At 57.7% G+C, this 19,884-nt stretch carries 15 protein-coding genes; 8 read left to right on the top strand and 7 right to left on the bottom strand.

All coding sequences use genetic code 11. The features are described from left to right. Window positions 1-26 precede the first annotated feature (26 nt). The gene (locus tag AACZ26_RS07415) at window positions 27-1,139 is read right to left on the bottom strand and encodes a nucleotide pyrophosphatase/phosphodiesterase family protein (protein WP_339620359.1); all 1,113 of its coding nucleotides are present in this window, start codon (window positions 1,137-1,139) and stop codon (window positions 27-29) included. Window positions 1,140-1,179: 40 nt separating this feature from the next. Here AACZ26_RS07415 and AACZ26_RS07410 point away from each other — a divergent pair, with 40 nt between their 5' ends. Continuing rightward, window positions 1,180-3,639: a DNA topoisomerase (ATP-hydrolyzing) gene (locus tag AACZ26_RS07410; RefSeq protein WP_339620358.1), complete on the top strand. Its 2,460-nt coding sequence runs from the start codon at window positions 1,180-1,182 to the stop codon at window positions 3,637-3,639. Window positions 3,640-3,792: 153 nt separating this feature from the next. Here the strand turns inward: AACZ26_RS07410 and AACZ26_RS07405 are convergent, their stop codons facing one another. Further along, window positions 3,793-5,871, bottom strand: coding sequence for a DNA topoisomerase IV subunit B (locus AACZ26_RS07405; RefSeq protein WP_339620357.1), 2,079 nt, complete (start codon window positions 5,869-5,871; stop codon window positions 3,793-3,795). A 215-nt stretch (window positions 5,872-6,086) separates the two neighbouring features. Between AACZ26_RS07405 and AACZ26_RS07400 the strand changes: the two genes are divergently transcribed. After that, window positions 6,087-6,305, top strand: a complete 219-nt coding sequence (locus AACZ26_RS07400; protein ID WP_339620355.1) for a hypothetical protein — start codon at window positions 6,087-6,089, stop codon at window positions 6,303-6,305. Between the two features lie 73 nt (window positions 6,306-6,378). Continuing rightward, on the top strand, window positions 6,379-7,380 hold the full coding sequence (locus tag AACZ26_RS07395; protein WP_339620353.1) for a sugar-transfer associated ATP-grasp domain-containing protein: 1,002 nt from the start codon (window positions 6,379-6,381) through the stop codon (window positions 7,378-7,380). A 92-nt stretch (window positions 7,381-7,472) separates the two neighbouring features. Here AACZ26_RS07395 and AACZ26_RS07390 read toward each other — a convergent pair whose 3' ends face one another. The 3 genes from AACZ26_RS07390 to AACZ26_RS07380 form a co-directional block, all read right to left on the bottom strand. Then, window positions 7,473-8,171 carry a coenzyme F420-0:L-glutamate ligase gene (locus AACZ26_RS07390; RefSeq protein ID WP_339620352.1) on the bottom strand — a complete coding sequence of 233 codons (699 nt, stop codon included), beginning with the start codon at window positions 8,169-8,171 and terminating at the stop codon, window positions 7,473-7,475. A 7-nt stretch (window positions 8,172-8,178) separates the two neighbouring features. Further along, window positions 8,179-9,531 carry an RNA polymerase sigma factor gene (locus tag AACZ26_RS07385; RefSeq protein ID WP_339620351.1) on the bottom strand — a complete coding sequence of 451 codons (1,353 nt, stop codon included), beginning with the start codon at window positions 9,529-9,531 and terminating at the stop codon, window positions 8,179-8,181. A 213-nt stretch (window positions 9,532-9,744) separates the two neighbouring features. After that, window positions 9,745-10,680 carry a PAC2 family protein gene (locus AACZ26_RS07380; RefSeq protein ID WP_339620350.1) on the bottom strand — a complete coding sequence of 312 codons (936 nt, stop codon included), beginning with the start codon at window positions 10,678-10,680 and terminating at the stop codon, window positions 9,745-9,747. A 101-nt stretch (window positions 10,681-10,781) separates the two neighbouring features. On the opposite strand from AACZ26_RS07380, the gene AACZ26_RS07375 reads away from it, so the two are divergent. From AACZ26_RS07375 to sucB, 3 genes are all read left to right on the top strand, one after another. Further along, on the top strand, window positions 10,782-12,269 hold the full coding sequence (locus AACZ26_RS07375) for a leucyl aminopeptidase (RefSeq protein ID WP_339620348.1): 1,488 nt from the start codon (window positions 10,782-10,784) through the stop codon (window positions 12,267-12,269). Between the two features lie 98 nt (window positions 12,270-12,367). Beyond that, window positions 12,368-13,741 carry a dihydrolipoyl dehydrogenase gene (gene lpdA, locus AACZ26_RS07370; RefSeq protein ID WP_339620346.1) on the top strand — a complete coding sequence of 458 codons (1,374 nt, stop codon included), beginning with the start codon at window positions 12,368-12,370 and terminating at the stop codon, window positions 13,739-13,741. 60 nt (window positions 13,742-13,801) lie between these two features. Beyond that, a complete protein-coding gene (gene sucB, locus AACZ26_RS07365) occupies window positions 13,802-15,310 on the top strand; it encodes a 2-oxoglutarate dehydrogenase, E2 component, dihydrolipoamide succinyltransferase (RefSeq protein WP_339620344.1) in 1,509 nt (502 codons plus the stop codon). Window positions 15,311-15,325: 15 nt separating this feature from the next. Here the strand turns inward: sucB and AACZ26_RS07360 are convergent, their stop codons facing one another. Continuing rightward, on the bottom strand, window positions 15,326-16,828 hold the full coding sequence (locus AACZ26_RS07360) for a hypothetical protein (protein ID WP_339620342.1): 1,503 nt from the start codon (window positions 16,826-16,828) through the stop codon (window positions 15,326-15,328). A 178-nt stretch (window positions 16,829-17,006) separates the two neighbouring features. On the opposite strand from AACZ26_RS07360, the gene AACZ26_RS07355 reads away from it, so the two are divergent. Then, window positions 17,007-17,723, top strand: coding sequence for a DUF4191 domain-containing protein (locus AACZ26_RS07355; protein ID WP_339620340.1), 717 nt, complete (start codon window positions 17,007-17,009; stop codon window positions 17,721-17,723). A gap of 128 nt (window positions 17,724-17,851) precedes the next feature. On the opposite strand, the gene AACZ26_RS07350 is transcribed toward AACZ26_RS07355, so the two are convergent. Then, complete coding sequence (locus AACZ26_RS07350) at window positions 17,852-18,256, bottom strand: RDD family protein (RefSeq protein WP_339620338.1); 405 nt, start codon at window positions 18,254-18,256, stop codon at window positions 17,852-17,854. Between the two features lie 137 nt (window positions 18,257-18,393). On the opposite strand from AACZ26_RS07350, the gene glnA reads away from it, so the two are divergent. Further along, on the top strand, window positions 18,394-19,830 hold the full coding sequence (gene glnA, locus AACZ26_RS07345; protein WP_339620336.1) for a type I glutamate--ammonia ligase: 1,437 nt from the start codon (window positions 18,394-18,396) through the stop codon (window positions 19,828-19,830). Window positions 19,831-19,884 lie beyond the last annotated feature (54 nt).

Raw genomic sequence — 19,884 nt, 5'->3', positions numbered from 1 at the left:
TTGCGTGACGGCGTAAAGCATTGAGGTTATAAAGCGAAAGCACCGTAGCGGAGCAAAGGCACTCGAAGTTCTTCGTCAGACCAGGATCCGTGCTGGCCGATCATGTTCCGGCCCTTTTCGTTCGCGATACGCGAGTCGTAATACGCGACGCTCTTTCGTGCCGCCACGATGATGTCACCAATGCGATCAGTGACATCGGGAGACACTGCACCGAACCAGCCCGCTGCGATCGCTTCCTCGCGGCTAGTCACCCAGGCGCGGCTCGCTTCGCTTTCGCGCCATCGCTCAAGGACCTCCGCGCGCACTTCAATACTCACGCCAGTGTGAAAGTAGAGCTGTAGACATCGCGGCTCGCCTGCGACGTGCGCAATGCCTTCCAGCAATTCTGGCGCCGTATCGAAAAGTACGTGCGACTCGCGCGGGATGTCGATCATGCCGTGATCCGCGGTGACGAGAAGGCCTTGATCTGGCGCAAGTTGCGCGACTGCTGTGCTCAGAGCCGCATCGAGAGATTCGAGCGCATGAGTCCATTGCGGCGATTGCCAGCCATTGGCGTGACCCGCCATATCGAGTTCAGGCGCATAAACGTAAGTGAGCGACGGCTGATCGCTTGACTGACCGACCTCTACAGCCGCACGAATGCGTTCAGCAAGCGATCCCGCAACGACATAACGGGCACCCCGCAGAACGGCTCTCGTGAAACCAGAGTCCCGATATCGCGCAGCACCGACAGCGACCGCTCTGAATCCGCTCTCGGATGCTCGCTCGAAGACTGTGGGCATCCGTTGCCAGGTTGCAGGATCGGTAAGAGAGTCCCAGCCGGATAGTTGGTGCAGCACTCGATTGTTCACTGGGTCAAGAGCGCTATATCCGACCAAGCCGTGCTGGCCCGGTCGGGTACCGGTCGTGAGGCTGGCAATCGCCGCTGCCGTTGTCGTGGGAAAACCCGATTGAATTACAGCGGCTCTGGATAGCGCCGCGGCAAGGGTTCGAGCGTGCCCCGAGCGCGCTTTGAGATTATGCGCGCCAAGGCCATCTACAAGAAGCACGACGGCGTGCCGCACCGCAGGCAGGCTCAGGCGATTGTCCTCACCCGCGATTGCCTGGAGGGAACTTGACAACACATCGCTAAGGTTCACTGAGTCTGGGTTGAGCGCCGGTAACATTAGGTCTAATCCTATGGCTACTCCCACAAAACCCACCCCAGACTCCCCTGCCGGCGAACGCATCGAGGACATCGATGTCACGACCGAGATGCAGGGTTCGTTCTTGGAGTACGCGTACTCCGTGATCTATTCGCGTGCGCTCCCCGACGCACGCGACGGCCTCAAGCCGGTGCAACGACGCATTCTGTACCAGATGAGCGAAATGGGACTGCGGCCAGAAAAGGGCCACGTCAAGTCTTCTCGCGTTGTGGGTGACGTCATGGGCAAATTGCATCCCCACGGCGACGCATCTATTTATGACGCGATGGTGCGTCTCACTCAGAGCTTCATTCTGCGAGTGCCACTCATTGACGGTCACGGAAACTTTGGTTCGCTAGACGACGGCCCCGCCGCTCCGCGGTACACCGAAGCCCGTTTGCAGGCATCAGCGATCGCCATGACCGACGACCTCGACGAAGACGTTGTCGATTTCGTACCCAACTACGACAATTCGACTACACAGCCTGAGGTATTGCCTGCGGCATTCCCCAACCTCTTGGTCAATGGTGCGAGCGGTATCGCCGTGGGAATGGCCACGAACATGGCGCCCCATAATCTCGTCGAGGTCGTGGGCGCGGCGCAACACTTGCTCTCACACCCAGAGGCTTCTCTCGAAGAGCTTATGCAGTTTGTCCCTGGTCCCGACCTTCCCACGGGAGGTACCATCATCGGCCTCAGTGGAGTGAAAGACGCTTACGCGAATGGCCGCGGCGCATTCAAGACTCGCGCGAAGGTCTCTGTCGAGTCGATCACAGCGCGCAAAATGGGTCTCGTCGTCACCGAACTTCCTTACCTTGTTGGACCCGAGCGTGTTATTGAGAAGATCAAAGACGGAGTCAACAACAAGAAGATCGTCGGCATATCTGATGTCACCGATCTCACCGACCGCAATCACGGCCTTCGGCTCGTGATCGGCATCAAGACAGGCTTTAGTCCGGATGCTGTTCTCGACCAGCTTTACCGGCTCACTCCGCTTGAAGACAACTTCAGCATCAATGCTGTGACGCTTGTTGACGGGCGCCCTCAAACTCTCGGCCTTAAAGCGCTACTCGAGGTATTTCTCAAGCACCGCCTTCAAGTCGTTACGCGACGCAGCAAGTACCGCCTCGCCCGCCACCTCGAACGACTACACCTCGTTGAAGGATTGCTCATCGCGATCGTTGACATCGATGAGGTCATTCAGGTTATTCGCCAGAGCGACGACAGCGATCAGGCTCGCACCCGACTGCGGGATGTCTTCGATCTCAGTGAACTGCAGGCCGAGTACATCCTCGAACTGCGGCTACGCCGCCTCACGAAGTTCAGCCGCATCGAGCTCGAAGCCGAGGCAGAAAAGCTGCGGACAGAAATCGCTCGTCTCGAGGCGCTGCTATCCGACGAGACCCTCATTCGTGCCCTCGTATCTGACGAACTCGACACAGTCGCAGAGAAGTTTGGCAACCCGCGACGGACTCTTCTCACCGAGGCGCCTGCCTCCATCGCCACGACGTCACGCGCAGCCGCGCGCAAGAACCAGGCTGTGCTTGAGATCGCTGATGAGCCGTGCATCGTGCTTCTATCAACGACTGGTCAGATCATTCGAGTGGGCATCAGCGAAGGCGACACCGTGTTAGCTGCATCGCGACGCTCCAAGCACGACGCGATCCGTTCGCGGGTGACAACGACGACGCGCACCGAGATCGGAGCCGTCACGAACCGTGGCCGACTGATTCGCTTTACTGCAGTCGATCTGCCGAACGTACCGACTAGTTCAGTGCAACTGGGTGCGGGCGCAAAGATCAGCGAGTACCTCACGCTCGAAAAGAAGGAACGCGTTCTCGCTATCGTTTCGCTCGACAGCGACGAACCGATCGCTCTCGGAACTCGCCAGGGCATCGTTAAACGCGTCTCACCCGGCGTATGGGCTTCTAAACCTGAATTCGAGATCATCTCCCTCAAAGCGGGAGACGAACTCGTTGGTGCGGCGCACAGCACCGATGATGATGAACTGACTTTCGTGACATCCGATACTCAACTTCTGCACTTTGCCGCCTCCTCGGTGCGCCCACAGGGTCTGAGCGCGGGTGGCATGGCTGGCATCAGAGTGAGTCCTGGCGCGGAAGTAATCTTCTTCGATGCCGTAAAGCCTGACCTCGAGAACGTCGCAGTCACGATCTCGGGCTCAAGCGTCACCATCCCGGGCACGGACCCGGGGCGTGTGAAGCTCAGCGAGTTCTCTCAATTCCCGGCTAAGGGTCGCGGAACCGGCGGGGTTCGCGCTCACTCGCTGCTCAAGGGTGAAGACGTACTCACGCTCGCTTGGGTCGGTCGAGTTCCCGCAACGGCAGTCGGCCCTGATGGTGCGGTGCGCCAGCTCCCCACCGAACGATCGAAACGCGATGGCTCTGGAACTCTCCTCGACAGCGTTATCGGTTCACTAGGCACGACGCCCTAACACGACCCCCAGAGGCCTACTGGCTTAAACGCGAGAGGCCGTTGCCTGAAAATTCAGGCAACGGCCTCTCGCGTTTAGCGATCGATACATGCTTAGCTTTCGGTACCGATAAAGCAGTCTTTCAGAACAAGATGCTGGTTCACACCCGATCAGCTAGACGTCGATTCGATCGCGATCAAGTCCCTGACCTTGGATAATGAACTCCTTGCGCGGAGCGACCTCATTGCCCATGAGTAACTCAAAAACGGTTCCGGCATTCTCAGCATCGGCGATGTTGACGCGGCGAAGAACCCGGTTATTGCGGTCCATTGTGGTGGTCGCCAATTGATCGGCATCCATTTCGCCGAGTCCCTTGTAGCGCTGAATGGGATCTTGATAGCGCTTGCCTGACTTCTTTAGACCCGCAAGAACACCATTGAGCTCTTTTTCTGAGTAGGTGTAAATGGTTTCGTTCGGCTTCGAACCGGGATTGATCACGACCACTCGGTGCAATGGTGGAACAGCAGCGTACACGCGGCCGTCACGAATCATGTCCGGCATGTAGCGGAAGAAGAGAGTCAATAAAAGTGTCCGGATGTGGGCGCCATCAACATCGGCATCGGCCATGATGATTACTTTGCCGTAACGCGCTGTCGATAGATCAAAGCTCCGCCCTGACCCTGCGCCGATGACCTGAATGATCGAGGCGCACTCCGCGTTGGAGAGCATGTCGCTAATCGAGGCCTTTTGCACGTTGAGAATCTTGCCTCGAATGGGCAGCAGAGCCTGATACTCGCTGTCTCGACCGAGCTTTGCAGTGCCCAGCGCTGAGTCGCCCTCCACGATGAAAAGTTCACTGTTTGCGACATCGTTAGAGCGACAGTCGACAAGCTTCGCAGGGAGACTTGAGCTCTCGAGAGCATTTTTGCGTCGTTGAGTTTCCTTGTGTGCTCGGGCTGAGATTCGCGACTTCATTTCGGCAACAACTTTGTCGAGCACGAGAGCTGCTTGCGACTTGTCATCCCGCTTCGTCGAGGTGAATCGCTCAGAGAGCGCCGCCGCCACAACCTTCGCGACGATTGCTCTGACGGCGGGGGTGCCCAAAATCTCTTTTGTTTGGCCCTCGAATTGTGGCTCAGGCAGTCGCACGGTCAATACGACTGTTAGCCCTGCAAGAACGTCGTCTTTGTCGAGTTTGTCATTGCCGAGCTTCAAGCGCCGAGAGTTCTTCTCCGTCTCGGCCCGCAGAAACTTGAGCAAACTCTGTTCGAACCCCGCGAGGTGCGTTCCTCCCTTAGGAGTCGCGATGATATTCACGAAGCTCTTAATAACGGTGTCGTACCCTGTGCCCCAGCGCAGGGCAACATCGACTACACAATCGCGCGACACTTCGGTCGAGACCATGTGCCCGTTGTCCTGCAAAACAGGAACGCTCTCGGTGAAGCCACCGGAACCCGTGAGACGCCAGATATCGGTGATGGGCGGGTCAACTGCTAGATGCTCAACAAACTCAGAAATTCCGCCCTCGAACAAGAAGGATTCATGGCGCGGCTCGTCACCGCGCTCATCCGACACATTCAGAGTGAGGTTCGGAACCAAAAATGCAGTCTGGCGGAGGCGATCAATTAATCCATCGGACTGAAAGGTTGCGCCCTTGGTGAAGATCTGGCGATCGGACCAGTAGCGCACCCGCGTGCCCGTGCGCCCCTTGGGCACTTTGCCGATTACTCGAAGTTCACTTCCTGATACGAACGGAGTGAATGGTGCATCCGGCGTCGGTTCACCGGAATCAGCAAAAGTGCCAGGCTCACCTCGGTGGAACGACATCGCATAAGTTTTTCCGTCACGATCCACCTCGACATCAAGCCGCTCCGACAGCGCATTGACTACTGAGGCACCAACTCCATGAAGGCCACCGGACGCAGCATACGAACCCGAGCCGAACTTTCCGCCAGCATGCAATTTTGTAAAGACAACCTCAACGCCGGTGAGCCCGGTCTTCGGCTCCACATCAACGGGGATGCCACGTGCGCGGTCACGCACCTCGACACTTTCGTCTGCGTGCAGAATTACACTGATCTCCGAACCGTGTCCGTCGAGAGCCTCGTCAACCGAATTATCGATTATCTCCCACAGGCAATGCATGAGCCCACGAGAGTCAGTCGACCCGATATACATGCCAGGGCGCTTACGAACGGCTTCGAGCCCCTCGAGTACGGATAAGTGACGGGCTGAATAGTCAGAGCTCGCCATAGTAATCTCCTAGGGTTTGACGACGGGAGGCCTCATTCAAGACTACGTTCTCCTCATGACATTAGCGCTCACCGACACCCACCGAGGCACGCAGGAGCTCCCGGTTGGCCTTCGATACGCGCTGAGCGAAATGCCCATAATGTAGGAAGAATCTTCAGGCACGCGTGCTTGTATAGGCGTACGGAATAACAACCGCAAGCAAGAAGGAGTAGGCCATGTCGAACATTGCAACAGAAGACACCCCAGTCGATGAGATGGACTACACCCTCACGGCGATTGATCGCTGTGACAGTTGTGGCGCGCAGGCATACATCCGCGCGACGCTCGCCAGTGGCGACCTCCTCTTCTGCGCCCACCACGGCGCAAAATTCAAAGACAAGCTGTTCCCCACCGCGCTCAACTGGCACGACGAGTCCAGCCGTCTAACCGCATAGGGCGTCGCCTAACATCAGCAGATAGTTAGCTCGCCGCCGACACGTGTGTCGGTGTGACCTTCGTAGGAGAACTGTGAAGCGCATCCGGCACTACGTGTCGCGTCTTGTCTCGCTCGACGTTAAAAACATGATCGCTGTAGCTCGGGCGATCAGCTCCCGTAGCCGAACTCCCGTGTTCTTCGTTCTGATCGACATGGTGTGGTGTTCACTCGTATATCAAGCGGGATACCTCGACTACGAAGAGTTCGAGTTCAACGTTCTCAGCCGCACCGAACGCCGCACCTGGATCACTAGCGGCAACGCCAATTCCATCGTCGTGAAGTACAACCAACGCGAATTTCGCGAACGTTTTTACGACAAGCCAACGTTCAACAAGACTTTCGATCAGTGGCTTGGGCGCGCTTGGCTGGACCTCCGAACCGCCACCGAGGCGGAATTTGCCGAGTTTGTCTCGCACCACGATCCGATCATGGTCAAGGTTGTTGACAGCATGAGTGGTGCGGGAATCGAAAAACACTCTGGGGATGCGCTTACCGATGCTCACTCGCTCTATCGGGAACTTATGGAGAAGCGACAGTTCTTGGTGGAGGCTTTTATCCAGCAGCATCCAGGGATGTCTTCACTTTGCCCCACGAGCGTCAATTCCCTTCGCATGATCACTTTCTTCGACGGTGACGAAGTCCACGTCATGGAAGCAGTGCTGCGAATGGGAAACGGTGCGGAGGTCGATAATTATGGCCGCGGCGGAATGTATACCGTTCTCGATGAGAAGACCGGAATTGCGCACTACGGTGCATTCGACAAGTACGCGAACACGTTTACGGAGCATCCGCAGACTGGAACGCCCATCGTCGGTTTCCAAGTACCGCTTTACGATGAAGTCCTCGCAACGCTTGACACGGTGGGGCGTGTGATTCCCGAAATTCCTTATGTGGGCTGGGACATCGCCATCTCGACCACCGGGCCCGCCATCATCGAGGGAAATTACAACACCGGTGTTTTTCAGATGAAGCCAAGCCTCACCGGAATAAAGACCGGTTTGCTCCCCCGGTTTCGCGAAGTAATCGACTTCTAAAGCACATCTATAGAACACTCACGTCGATTGGCGAGATTCACCCCACGAAGTAGTGCGCAGAGAATTGCTGAAAGTGCCAATTACGGCGCGTGCTAAGCGCCCCGGATGATGCCCAACGGAGTGCTCTGATGGTCCTGCCCCAGAGGGTTGTCCTTCAGCACCTTGAGAACGAGCTCGTTCGTGGCCTTGTTGGTCGTTGAACCGAGAATATTTCCGCCGAAGTCGTTGATGTCCACAACGAGAACGTGGATATCGCGCCCCAGGGCTGCCGCAATATCAGCGGCAACTCCATCTGGGCGAGCTGGACCGAGCACGACATGCGAATCGTATGGCGGAATCGTGTTCTTAGTCGGGCCATCGATCGCTCGAGCCTTCGGACCAGCGATGCGATAAAAGTCACCACGACGACCGATGAGCTTCGTCACCGCGGCAACAGCCGCAGCGAACAGAATTCGCGGAGTACCGCATTCACGTAGGGCCATCTCCATTGTCTCCGGCATGCCGAGACCGATCCCGTGCGACGTCTTCGTGACATATTTCGACAAGAATGTGGCTAGCTTGCGGGGCTGAATTTCCGAAATTGGGTAGGCGCGGCCCTGCGTGATTCCGACGATCTTCTCCGTGACAAAGAGCAAATCTCCGTCACGAACTAAATCGCTCGCATACTCCGACACAACCTGAACAATGTCATCCTCACGAACGACCAGTCGCGTCTTGATCGGTAGCCGTTCGTAAACAGCGCCATCAACGTCAACAGTGAGACTTTTACCAGCGTTCGCTTCAGCACCCATTGTCGACCTATTCGAGGTAATCGCGCAGTGACTGCGAGCGTGACGGATGACGCAGCTTGGCCATCGTCTTAGATTCAATCTGTCGGATACGTTCGCGAGTCACTCCGAACGTGTCACCGATCTGGTCAAGTGTCTTCGGCATTCCGTCGCCAAGACCGAAACGCATGCGGATAACGCCGGCTTCACGCTCGGATAGCGAGTCAAGCAAGCTCTCCAATTGCTTCTGCAGCATCGTGAATCCCACTGCGTCTGCAGGAACAACCGCTTCGGTATCTTCGATCAGGTCACCGAACTCGCTATCGCCGTCTTCACCGAGCGGAGTATGCAGAGAAATAGGTTCGCGACCGTACTTCTGAACTTCTACGACCTTCTCAGGCGTCATGTCCAATTCGCGCGATAGTTCTTCAGGAGTAGGCTCGCGACCGAGATCCTGAAGCATCTGACGCTGAACACGAGCGAGTTTGTTGATCACTTCAACCATGTGCACAGGAATACGAATCGTACGGGCCTGGTCTGCCATTGCACGCGTAATTGCCTGACGGATCCACCACGTCGCATACGTCGAGAACTTGAAGCCCTTCGTATAGTCGAACTTTTCGACGGCACGAATGAGACCTAGGTTTCCCTCTTGGATGAGGTCAAGGAATTGCATTCCGCGGCCGGTGTAACGCTTTGCAAGTGACACGACAAGGCGCAGGTTTGCGCCGAGCAAGTGACTCTTAGCCCGCTGGCCGTCCTTCGCCACCCACTGCAGCTCGCGACCGAGCGTCGAGCGCACTTCGCCGGGAGCCATCTGGGAAAGCTTGTCTTCTGCGAAAAGTCCCGCTTCGATGCGCATCGCCAGCTCGACTTCTTGAGCGGCATTGAGCAGGGCCACCTTACCGATTTGCTTCAGGTAGTCCTTGACAGGATCCGCGGTTGCACCAGTGATTGCGGCGGAATACACGGGAACGTCATCGTCGTCATCGACCAAGGAAAGAACGAGGGCGCCCGTGGGCAAAGATTCGTCTTTGCCCGTCGACTTCTCATCTTGCTCGTCTTCGGGCTTGGCTTCTTCACCATCTGCTTCGACGATCTCGACAGCATCAGCGGCAGCCTTTTTGGCTCGAGTCGCAGGCTTCTTCGCAGCGGGCTTCTTGGCAGCGGGCTTCTTGGCAGCAGACGCAGCAGCGGTCGACTTCGTTGTCGTCGCTTTCTTCGCGGCTGTCTTTGTCGTAGCGGTCTCCACGCCTTCGGCGTCACTAACCACATCGTCGACTGCGTCGGCAGCTTTAGTGCGCGCTCCAGATTGAGTGGCCGCCTTTGCGGGGGCCTTCTTTGGTGCGGATGCGGTCTCCGCAGTCTTAGTTCGGGTCGCCATGTGAACACCTTTCCGAGGTTTTCGGGCAGTACTAAGACCCATGTCAAGTCTCCGACTATTTCACAGCAACGCGAAACAGAACCAGAAACAAAACCGGGTCTTATTCCTATTATGCCACGCTTTTCTGATGCTCCGCACCATTACTCACTGCCAACAACACCTGCACCGTGAGCTCACAGCGATAGTGAGCGCGCTGTGCTTCAATCAGCTGGTCTACAACGGAGAACGTGGCGACCCATCATCGTCACCCGCGCGACGGATGGCCAAGAACTTTTGCAATTCAGCGGCAATCTCATCCGCAGACGGCAGTTCTCCATCTTCGTCTGTCAATGGAGACCTCATTGGATTCTCTTGCATGTAATCGTCGTGGCGTTCTTCAAGTGTTCCCACTAATTTCGCAAGCTCTTGATTGCTTTCGACCTGACTATCGATCTTGGCCACGAACTCTCGACCATCTTCACGGAGGCGATCGGTGGGGAAGATAAGGCCAGTTGCGGCGCTCACGCTCTCCAAAGCGGTCACTGCAGCTGTCGGCCACTCCGTGTCCGCCAGATAGTGCGGGATCAAGAGCACAAAACCTGCTGTCGGATGCCCTAGCTCCTGCAAGCGGTATTCAATCAAGTGCATTGCGTTGGCGGGAACTTGAGTGTGAGGCTTCCAGACCGACATCGAGTCGATGAGCTCAGCGCGATTGCCGCTCACGGTGACGCCAATGCTCCGCGTGTGCGGAACGGGCATGGGGATAGCGTGAACCCACGTTGTCGACTTCACATCAAGCTTGGATACCAACCGCAACACCGCTGCGGAGAAACGCTCCCATTGGAAGTCGGGCTCGTAACCAGTCAAGAGAAGAAAAGGTTGACCCAACTCGTCTTTGGCCAGATACAACTCCAGCTTCGCCGGGCGGTAATCGCTCAAGTGATCTTGGTCAAAATAGATTGTGGGACGGCGTGCTCGATAATCGAGCAAAGCATCATTGTCGAAGGACGCAACAACCGTACGTTCGAGAGTGTCTAGCAAATACTGACTGAACTGGCTAACAGCGCCACCGGCGTCCGCAAAGCCAGTGAGACCGGCGACTAGAGGTAGACCGCGCGGGACACCCGCGACATCGGTGGCGATGTCATATAAACCGGCTGGATCTCGCATACTTCCACTCTAATCGTGGGCACGACTACATCCTTCGGAATCGCCCCCGCAGCGTCATGCTCCTAGCGAACACGCAATCGGATGCTGGCTATCATGAGGACATGACCGTTGCTACATTGCACTTGTCCACCTCGCCCGCTTCCGAACTCGACACCGATGTTCTCGTGATAGGGGTGGTGAAGACGGATTCAGGCCCAAAGCTTGTAGATACTTCACCTCAACTTGCCGAATTCGAGCAGTCGCTCGCGCTGATCGGCGCAACGGGTTCTGCCGACGAGCTTCACCGCATCCCCGCAACTGGAATCTCAGCACCAGCTGTCGCGTTCATTGGGCTGGGCGAGGCTTCGCGCACAACGGAAAGCCTTCGCTACGCCGCAGGCTCTGCCGCGCGCCAACTTCGCGGTGCCGAGCACATCGCGCTTGCGTTCGGGGTTCAGTCCGCGGAAGACACTCTTGCGGTTCTGGAAGGCGCCGCGATTGGCGCCTACTCTTATGACGCCTACCGCTCCACGCCCACGGACGCCGCTAAGCGGATCGCGAACAGCATCACCGTTCTCAGTCCCGTGGAAGACGTTGCACTAGTCGAGCGCGCTGCGATCATCGCTCATGCCACACACGTGACCCGAGATCTTGTCAATGAGGCCCCTCGCGAGCTCTACCCCGCCACTTTCGCTGACCGCGCCAGCGAACTCGCTGACCTTGACAATATTGAGGTGGAAATCTTTGCCGAGAAAGAACTGCAGGACGGCGGTTTTGGCGGAATTCTCGGCGTTGGTCAGGGCTCAACGCGGGGTCCGCGCTTGGTCAAGGTCAGCTACACGCCTGCTAATGCAACCAAGCACCTTGCCCTAGTCGGAAAGGGAATCACTTTCGACTCGGGAGGGCTTTCGCTCAAACCCGGTCTTTCTATGATCGGAATGAAATTCGACATGAGTGGCGCTGCCACCGTAATGGCAGTCGTGGAAGCCTGCGCAAAGCTCGGCACCAACGTTCGACTGACGGCGTGGCTCTGCCTGGCCGAGAACATGCCCTCGGGAAGTGCCATTCGCCCCAACGATGTATTGACAATTCGTGGAGGAAAGACCGTCGAAGTTCTCAATACCGACGCTGAAGGCCGACTTGTCATGGCTGACGGCCTCGTCGCCGCGAGTGAAGAGAACCCCGACGCTATCGTCGACATTGCGACTCTGACTGGAGCTGCCGTAGTAGCGCTCGGCAACCGCTACGCCGGCGCAATGGGTGACAAGAACCTCGTGAATCAGGTTGTCGCCGTGGCTGATCGAGTCGGCGAGCCATTCTGGCCGATGCCGATAAGCCCCGAGCTTCGACCTCTACTTGCCTCGGACATTGCGGATATCGCGAATATCAAGCCGGGCAACACCGCGGGTGGCATGCTCATCGCGGCCGCGTTCCTCAAGGATTTCGTCGGCAAACGTCACGACAGCGCCGAAACGATCCCCTGGGCCCACATCGACATCGCAGGGCCGTCCGATAATCGCGGTGGTGGATGGGGTTACGTCGGCAAGGGCGCAACGGGAATCGGTGTGCGAACACTCATTGAACTGGCCGAGGAATTTTCCCGTCCGTAGTAAGGTTTTTAAACGCGGGTTCTTTCCGCACCATCCGGTCGCACGGATTACACACTATGCGTTCCGGCGAACAAATTCCTTACAGAGGAGCTGCTGTATTGGCTGAGCACAATTTTGACCTTGTCGTTCTAGGTGGAGGAAGTGGTGGCTACGCAGCAGCGTTGCGCGCCGCGGAACTCGGTATGACGGTTGGCTTGATCGAGAAGAACAAGCTCGGAGGCACCTGCCTCCACGTGGGTTGCATCCCGACTAAGGCGCTCCTGCACTCGGCAGAGGTCGCTGACGTCACACGAGAGTCAGCAAAATACGGAGTCACCGCCACCCTCGACGGAATCGATATCGCCGGCGTTACCAAGTACCGCCAAGACATTGTCGCGAGCAAGTACAAGGGGCTTCAGGGCCTCGTGAAGATGCGCGGCATCAACGTCATCGAGGGCGAAGGCAAGCTCGTTGCTCCGAACACCGTTCAGGTGGGCGAAGACACGATTGTGGGAAAGAACGTCATTCTGGCGACTGGTTCCTACTCACGCAGCCTCCCCGGCCTTGAAATCGGCGGCCGCGTCATCACTTCTGAGCAGGCGCTTGAACTCGACTTCGTTCCTAAGAAGGTAGCGGTGTTGGGCGGCGGCGTTATCGGCGTCGAATTCTCTAGCGTCTGGAAGAGCTGGGGCACCGATGTCACGATCATCGAAGGTCTCCCCCACCTTGTACCCGCCGAAGACGAATCCGTCAGCAAGCAGTTCGAGCGTGCGTTCCGCCGCCGTGGCATCAATTTCCACACTGGCGTTCGTTTCAAGAGCGTCGAGCAGAATGATGATGGAGTCGTCGTCACGCTCGAGAACGGCGAAACCATTGAAGCGGAGCTCTTGCTCGTCGCTGTAGGACGCGGTCCGTCAACGGCTGGACTCGGGTTCGAAGAAGTAGGCATCGAAATGGATCGCGGCTTCGTTCTGACCAACGAACGCCTCGCGACAAACGTTCCCGGTGTTTACGCGGTTGGCGACATCGTTCCTGGACTGCAACTTGCTCACCGCGGATTCCAACAGGGAATCTTCGTCGTGGAAGAAATCGCGGGCCTCAAGCCCATCGTGATCAACGACCTCCACATCCCCAAGGTGACCTACAGCGATCCAGAGGTTGCGTCGATTGGTCTCAGCGAGGCAAAGGCGATCGAAGAGCACGGTGCTGAGAACATCAAGGCGTACGACTACAACCTCGGTGGAAATGGCAAGAGCGCCATCATCGGAACCGCAGGTTCAATCAAGGTTGTTCGCGTCGTTGACGGCCCCGTCATCGGAGTTCACATGATCGGCGCGCGCGTTGGCGAACTGATCGGCGAAGCGCAGCTCATTGTCAACTGGGAAGCACATCCCGAAGACATTACCCCGCTGCTGCACGCGCACCCCACCCAAAATGAAGCCCTTGGCGAGGCATTCCTCGCCTTGGCAGGCAAGCCGCTACACGCGGTCTAGGCTCCGCCTCAACCACGGAACTAAGCTATTGATGACAAGCATCACAAAGGAGCAGTACTGATGAGCGAATCCGTTAACCTTCCGGCACTCGGCGAGAGTGTCACCGAGGGCACGGTGACCCGCTGGCTGAAGCAAGTCGGCGAGCGTGTAGAGGTTGACGAGCCCCTGCTCGAGGTCTCCACTGACAAAGTCGACACGGAGATTCCTTCTCCCGTAGCCGGAGTCATCGAAGAGATCTTGGTCGCCGAAGACGAGACAGTTGAAGTGGGCACCGCGCTCGTAAAGATCGGTGACGGTTCGGGCGGCGGAGACGCTCCCGCATCAGAGGAGCCTGCGGAATCAGAGCCTGCCGAATCTGCACCAGCAGAGTCGGAGCCTGCCCAAGACGAAACAGCAGCACCGGCATCAGAAGCGCCTGCGGAAGCGGCCCCTCAGACTACAGAGAAGGCTCCTGCGGCTGAAGAGCCTGCGTCCACCGAGCAGGAAGAAGCGCCTGCCGCAGCCGAAGAGGCTCCTCCAGCTCCTGCTGAGGAGCCCTCAGTCGAGGCGCCTGCTAAGGAGGAGACTCCCGCGTCTGCTCCGGCTGCTGAAGAGACTGCCGCTCCGTCAGCTTCCGACGAGGCTGCTCCCGCAGCATCCGAAGACGACAGCGATGACTCGCAGGCTGGATACCTCACTCCTCTCGTGCGCAAGCTCGCGAACGAACGCGGCGTCGACCTCAGCACTATCACTGGCACTGGCGTTGGCGGCCGTATCCGCAAGCAGGATGTACTCGCCGCCAGCGAAAAGGCCACGAGCGAGGCACCGGCGGCGGAAACATCCGCAACGTCGTCAACCCCGCTTGAGGTTTCACCGCTGCGTGGTACGACCGTTCCGATGTCTCGCCTCCGCAAGGTAATTGCTGAGCGAGCGGTGCAGTCGATGCAGTCATCAGCTCAGCTCACGTCAGTCGTAGAGGTTGATGTCACCGCAGTCGCGAACTTCCGCAACTCGGTCAAGGATGAGTTCCTCGACAAGACGGGCACGAAGCTCTCGTTCTTGCCGTTCTTCGCATTGGCTGCAGCGGAAGCGCTAACCGCGCATCCGATCATCAACGCGACCATCGAGGACAACTCGATCGTGTACCCCGCGCAGGAGAACATCAGCATCGCCGTTGACACCGAACGTGGATTGCTCACGCCGGTGATTCGTGATGCTGCATCACTTGACATTGCGGGCCTCGCCGGCGAGATTGCAGATCTTGCCGCGCGCACGCGCGATAACAAGCTGACTCCGGATGAGCTGTCGGGCGGCACCTTCACGCTCACAAACACGGGTTCGCGCGGCGCACTTTTCGACACTCCAGTCGTATTCTTGCCTCAGTCAGCAATCCTTGGAACGGGCATCGTCACCAAGCGACCAGTAGTAATTAGTGACGCCAATGGGGACTCGATCGCAATCCGCTCGATGGTTTACTTGGCACTCAGCTACGATCACCGGATCGTAGACGGAGCAGATGCTGCAGGGTTCCTCGTGGACATGAAGAAGCGTCTCGAAGCTGGCGATTTCGCCGACAAGCTTGGCATCTAAATCACACCCGCATAATCAAGGGAGCGTGTAGCTCCTGATTCGCCAACCGGCCTCGCCCTTCACGAGAAGGAGCGAGGCCGGTTCGCTTAGACCTTCGTCGCCAAACCCCAACAGCACGCTGTCGCCCAGTCGTTGGAGTTGCTCTGCGGTGCTCGGGTCAAACATAGTGCCAGTGGAAGGCTCGTCACCCGCCAAGACCCGCTGGATGTAAGCCGAGTCTGCAGCGAAGGCGGGAGAATCAGGTGCAGCGACCACCTCGAGACAGACAATCGAGAGGTCGCGAATGCAACGCTCTCGTGTCTCCAACAGGATCAGCAGGGCCGCAAGAGGGTCGTTTGAGAGGTGCTCGCCCGCGGTACTCTCGTCTTGAACGGGGACACTATCGATATCGCCGCTTGTGCCGTCAGGAGATATCTCCTTGCCAGAGATCGTATAGGCCTCTTTGCCACTCTGGCGGCGCTCGCCATCGACTTCGTCAGTCACAGCGGAATCAAACCTCTCCCCTGCCCCGTCCGACGCCAGAACCGCTGTTGCTAAGGCCACGGACAGCAGTCCCGCTCCAGCAACGACCCACGTTCGTTTTCGGACAGGGCGACACCAATCCTGGATGACTCTCACGAGTCGTAGAGTGCTTCTCGTCGTCGCCTTGATGAGCACGCCGATTCGATCCTGAATCGCTGCAGGCAAAGCCAAGACGACTCCCCACTCGCTCGCAATACCGTCGCCGCCCGCGACCTCGGCAACGAAATACTCACGAGGGTGAGGAGGCGAAGGACTCCCCTCAACTGCGGGGTCAAGGCTGAGCCGGACTGGCTCCGGTGCTCCCAATGCAAACAGTTGACTCTCGCACTGAAGCGCCCAGTCGTCGGTCGCGATGTGGCGGGGATCGGCGAGCCATCGCACGAGCTCGGCTACAAGGCGTTCGCTGTCTCGATCCGGAGCGATCATGGACAATACCCCACTAGCCAGCAGAGCGAACTGCGAACGATCCTCTTGAAACGCCGTTACCTCTTGCAGCTCAAGCGGTGTCGGCAGCACATCGAACGCCCGAGCTTGTTGCCATTCCGCGAAGAATGGCCGACCTGATGAGTCAAAATGGACCGCATCCACCGTAATGGAACCCATTGCGACGCCAGCTCGATGTACGCGAGTGAGCGCAGCGCTCAGCGGTGCAAGGATCGTGATCGCTTCGCCAGCGCGAAGTGAATCGCGTTCCCGCATGAGGCGCCGCAACGTGCCAACGCTCTGCCATGGCATGACTAGGACAGGAGTGTCGTCATGGGATGCTGCTACGTCGTCAATCGCCAGGACGTGGGCGCCCCGCGCACGCAACCGACATTCAATCTCACCGAGAATAGGTCCCATCGGAGTGTGCGGAACGAAACGCTTGACGATGCGCAACCCCGTTGACTCGTCACTCACGTCGTTGCTGCCAGCACGCACCAGAATCGACTGCGAGTGGGTGGTTTCGTTCAGGGACCGCACAGTGCGGTAGCCAGCAATACTGTTCTCGTTCACCATTCCATTCTTGGCTCCAAACCAGCGCACAAGAACGCCCTTCTGGTGATGTGTGCAGCCGCGCATTGGTAATAAATAGTGGAGGACGAGAGCTAAGCGCGCGCAGCTCACCGACGCCATACGCGGGTGTGCGTACTCAAGGAATTCATTGACGGGCTGGAGGCCGTATCCTAGAGATATGGCACGCAGCGAAAAGACTCCTAAGGCTCCGAAAGAACCCGGTCGCATCAAGCAGATGTATCAGGTTTTCCAGATGACGCGTCGGTATGACAACCTCGCCGTCTGGTTCTTCCTCTTAGCTTTCCTGTTGCCGATCCTCATTGGGCTTGGACTCGCCTTCCTGCTCTCAGCAGACAACGTCCTCGGTTTCGTGCTCTACATCGTGGCCGGCGTCATGGCAGGGCTCCTTGCGTTCCTCATCGTCCTAGGGCGACGTGCCGAGCGAGCTGCCTACTCACAGATTGCCGGGCAACCCGGTGCTGTGGGCGCCGTCTTGAAGAGCTCACTTCGTCGCGGTTGGACGGCGAGCGAAATGCCTGTAGCGATTAGCCCCAAGACTCAGGATGCTGTCTACCGCGCAGTAGGCAAGGGAGGAATCGCGCTAATCGGTGAAGGCCCACGTAGTCGAACGCAGAAGATGCTCGAAGACGAACGTCGCAAGATGAATCGCTTCCTCCCGAACGTGCCTGTTCATTTTATTTATGTCGGGCCTGACGCGGATTCGGTGGCGCTCCACAAACTTGCTCCTGCACTCGGCCGACTCAAGAACGTCCTGCGCAAGCCGGAGATTCTCGCGATTTCTAATCGTCTCAAGTCCCTCGACAAGAACGGACTGCCGATTCCTAAGGGAATCGACCCGATGAAGGCTCGCGCACAGCGTTCACAGCGCGCCTAAACTTCTTGGGCGACTACACCCGAAAGGTAAAGAGTCTGCTCACCAGGTGAGCGCGTCAGGCTTGGTTCGGCGAGAATTTCCGACTCAGCGCCATTCAACGGCGAGACACGTCATAGATGCACGAGTGATCAGCGACGAACGAGTAGCGTGCCAGCGACCCGGTCGTGCATTCCACGCTGGTCCGCATCCCAGATGACAGCCGGGATCACGAGGGCCATAAGGAGCGTTCTCACGATCGGGCGCCAGATGCCCAGCATTCCTCCCGCGATCGGGACAACCCTCAGCCCCGTAATGAGATGCCCGAAACTGCCATTTGCCGTGATCAGCAAGACAACTTGCGCTGCCACAAAAATGCCCAGCGTGGCAAAGGCGTCGTAATTGAAGAATGCGATCGACACGATTACTGCAAATCCCCAGTCAATTGTGAGTGCCACCAGCCTGCGGCCGAGGCGCCCTACTGAACGTGGGCCTTCCGCCGGAAGTCCGATTCGTTTGCCTGGCCACTCGTCGGAAACTGATACACGCTGGTTCACATGATCAGCCTAACGAATTACGTCTGCGTAACATGTCGGAAACATTTCCGAAGTGACTGCGAAACTCGGGTTCTGTACTCTAAGAGGTGGTTGTAACGACAGCCGATCATCAAATGAACCCCTTGGAGTTCCACTCAATGTCTCATCCGAAGTTTTCCAATTCGTCTGAGGTCCTTGCATTTATCAAGGACACAGACGTCAAGTTCGTCGACATCCGGTTTACCGACCTCCCCGGTATCCAGCAGCACTTCAACATTCCCGCGGCCTCAGTCGATGAAGACTTCTTCGCTGTCGGCCAGCTTTTCGATGGTTCATCGATTCGCGGCTTCCAGTCGATCCACGAATCGGATCTCCAGCTGATCCCCGACGTCACGACCGCCTACGTCGACCCCTTCCGCGTCGAGCGCACCCTCGTGATCATCTTTGACATCTACAACCCGCGCAACGGCGAAATTTACGCTCGTGACCCGCGTCAGGTTGCCAAGAAGGCCGAAAAGTACCTCACCTCAACAGGAATCGCTGACACCGCATTCTTCGCATCAGAGGCCGAGTTCTACATCTTCGACGACGTTCGTTACGAAGTGAAGGCCAACAAGAGCTTCTACGAAGTCGATTCCAGTGAAGGTGCCTGGAACAGCGGACGTACCGAAGAAGGCGGAAACCTCGCCAACAAGACACCGTTCAAGGGCGGCTACTTCCCCGTCTCCCCCGTTGACCAGCACGCCGACCTTCGTGACGACATCGTCGTGAAGCTCATCGACGTCGGGCTCGAAGTAGAGCGCAGCCACCACGAGGTGGGAACCGCCGGCCAGGGCGAGATCAACTACAAGTTCGACACCCTCGTTCATGCCGGTGACGACATCCTCAAGTTCAAGTACATCGTCAAGAACACGGCAAACGAGTGGGGCAAGACTGCCACGTTCATGCCTAAGCCGCTCTTCGGAGACAACGGTTCGGGAATGCACACCCACCAGTCGCTCTGGAATGACGGTTCGCCGTTGTTCTACGACGAAAAGGGCTATGGCGGCCTCAGCGACACGGCGCGCTGGTACATCGGTGGCTTGCTCAAGCACGCTCCGGCTGTGCTCGCGTTCACCAACCCGACCGTGAACTCATACCGTCGCCTCATCCCTGGATTCGAAGCTCCCGTGAACCTTGTGTACTCGGCTGGAAACCGTTCGGCGTCGATCCGTATCCCGATTACGGGAACCAACCCCAAGGCAAAGCGCATCGAGTTCCGTGCACCTGACGCCTCGGGCAACCCGTACCTCGCGTTCGCCGCTCAGCTCATGGCTGGCCTCGACGGCATCAAGAACAAGATTGAGCCGCACGAGCCCGTCGACAAGGACCTCTACGAGCTGCCGCCCGAGGAAGCTCGCCTGATTCCTCAGGTTCCCGCTTCTCTCGAGGAGGCGCTCATCGCTCTTGAAGCTGACCACGAGTTCCTGATGGAAGGCAACGTCTTCACCAAGGACCTGATCGAGACCTGGATCGATTACAAGCGTACGAACGAACTGCTTCCGTTCGCACAGCGCCCGCACCCGTACGAGTACGAACTGTACTTCGGCGTCTAAGCGCTCACACAGCACACATTCGGGTCGCATCCTTCGGGATGCGGCCCGAATGTG

The sequence above is a fragment of the uncultured Salinibacterium sp. genome (genome assembly GCF_963974405.1).
Classification (GTDB): domain Bacteria; phylum Actinomycetota; class Actinomycetes; order Actinomycetales; family Microbacteriaceae; genus Rhodoglobus.
Note: the sequence above shows the minus strand (reverse complement) of the source record. Positions and strands in the feature narration are given on the sequence as shown.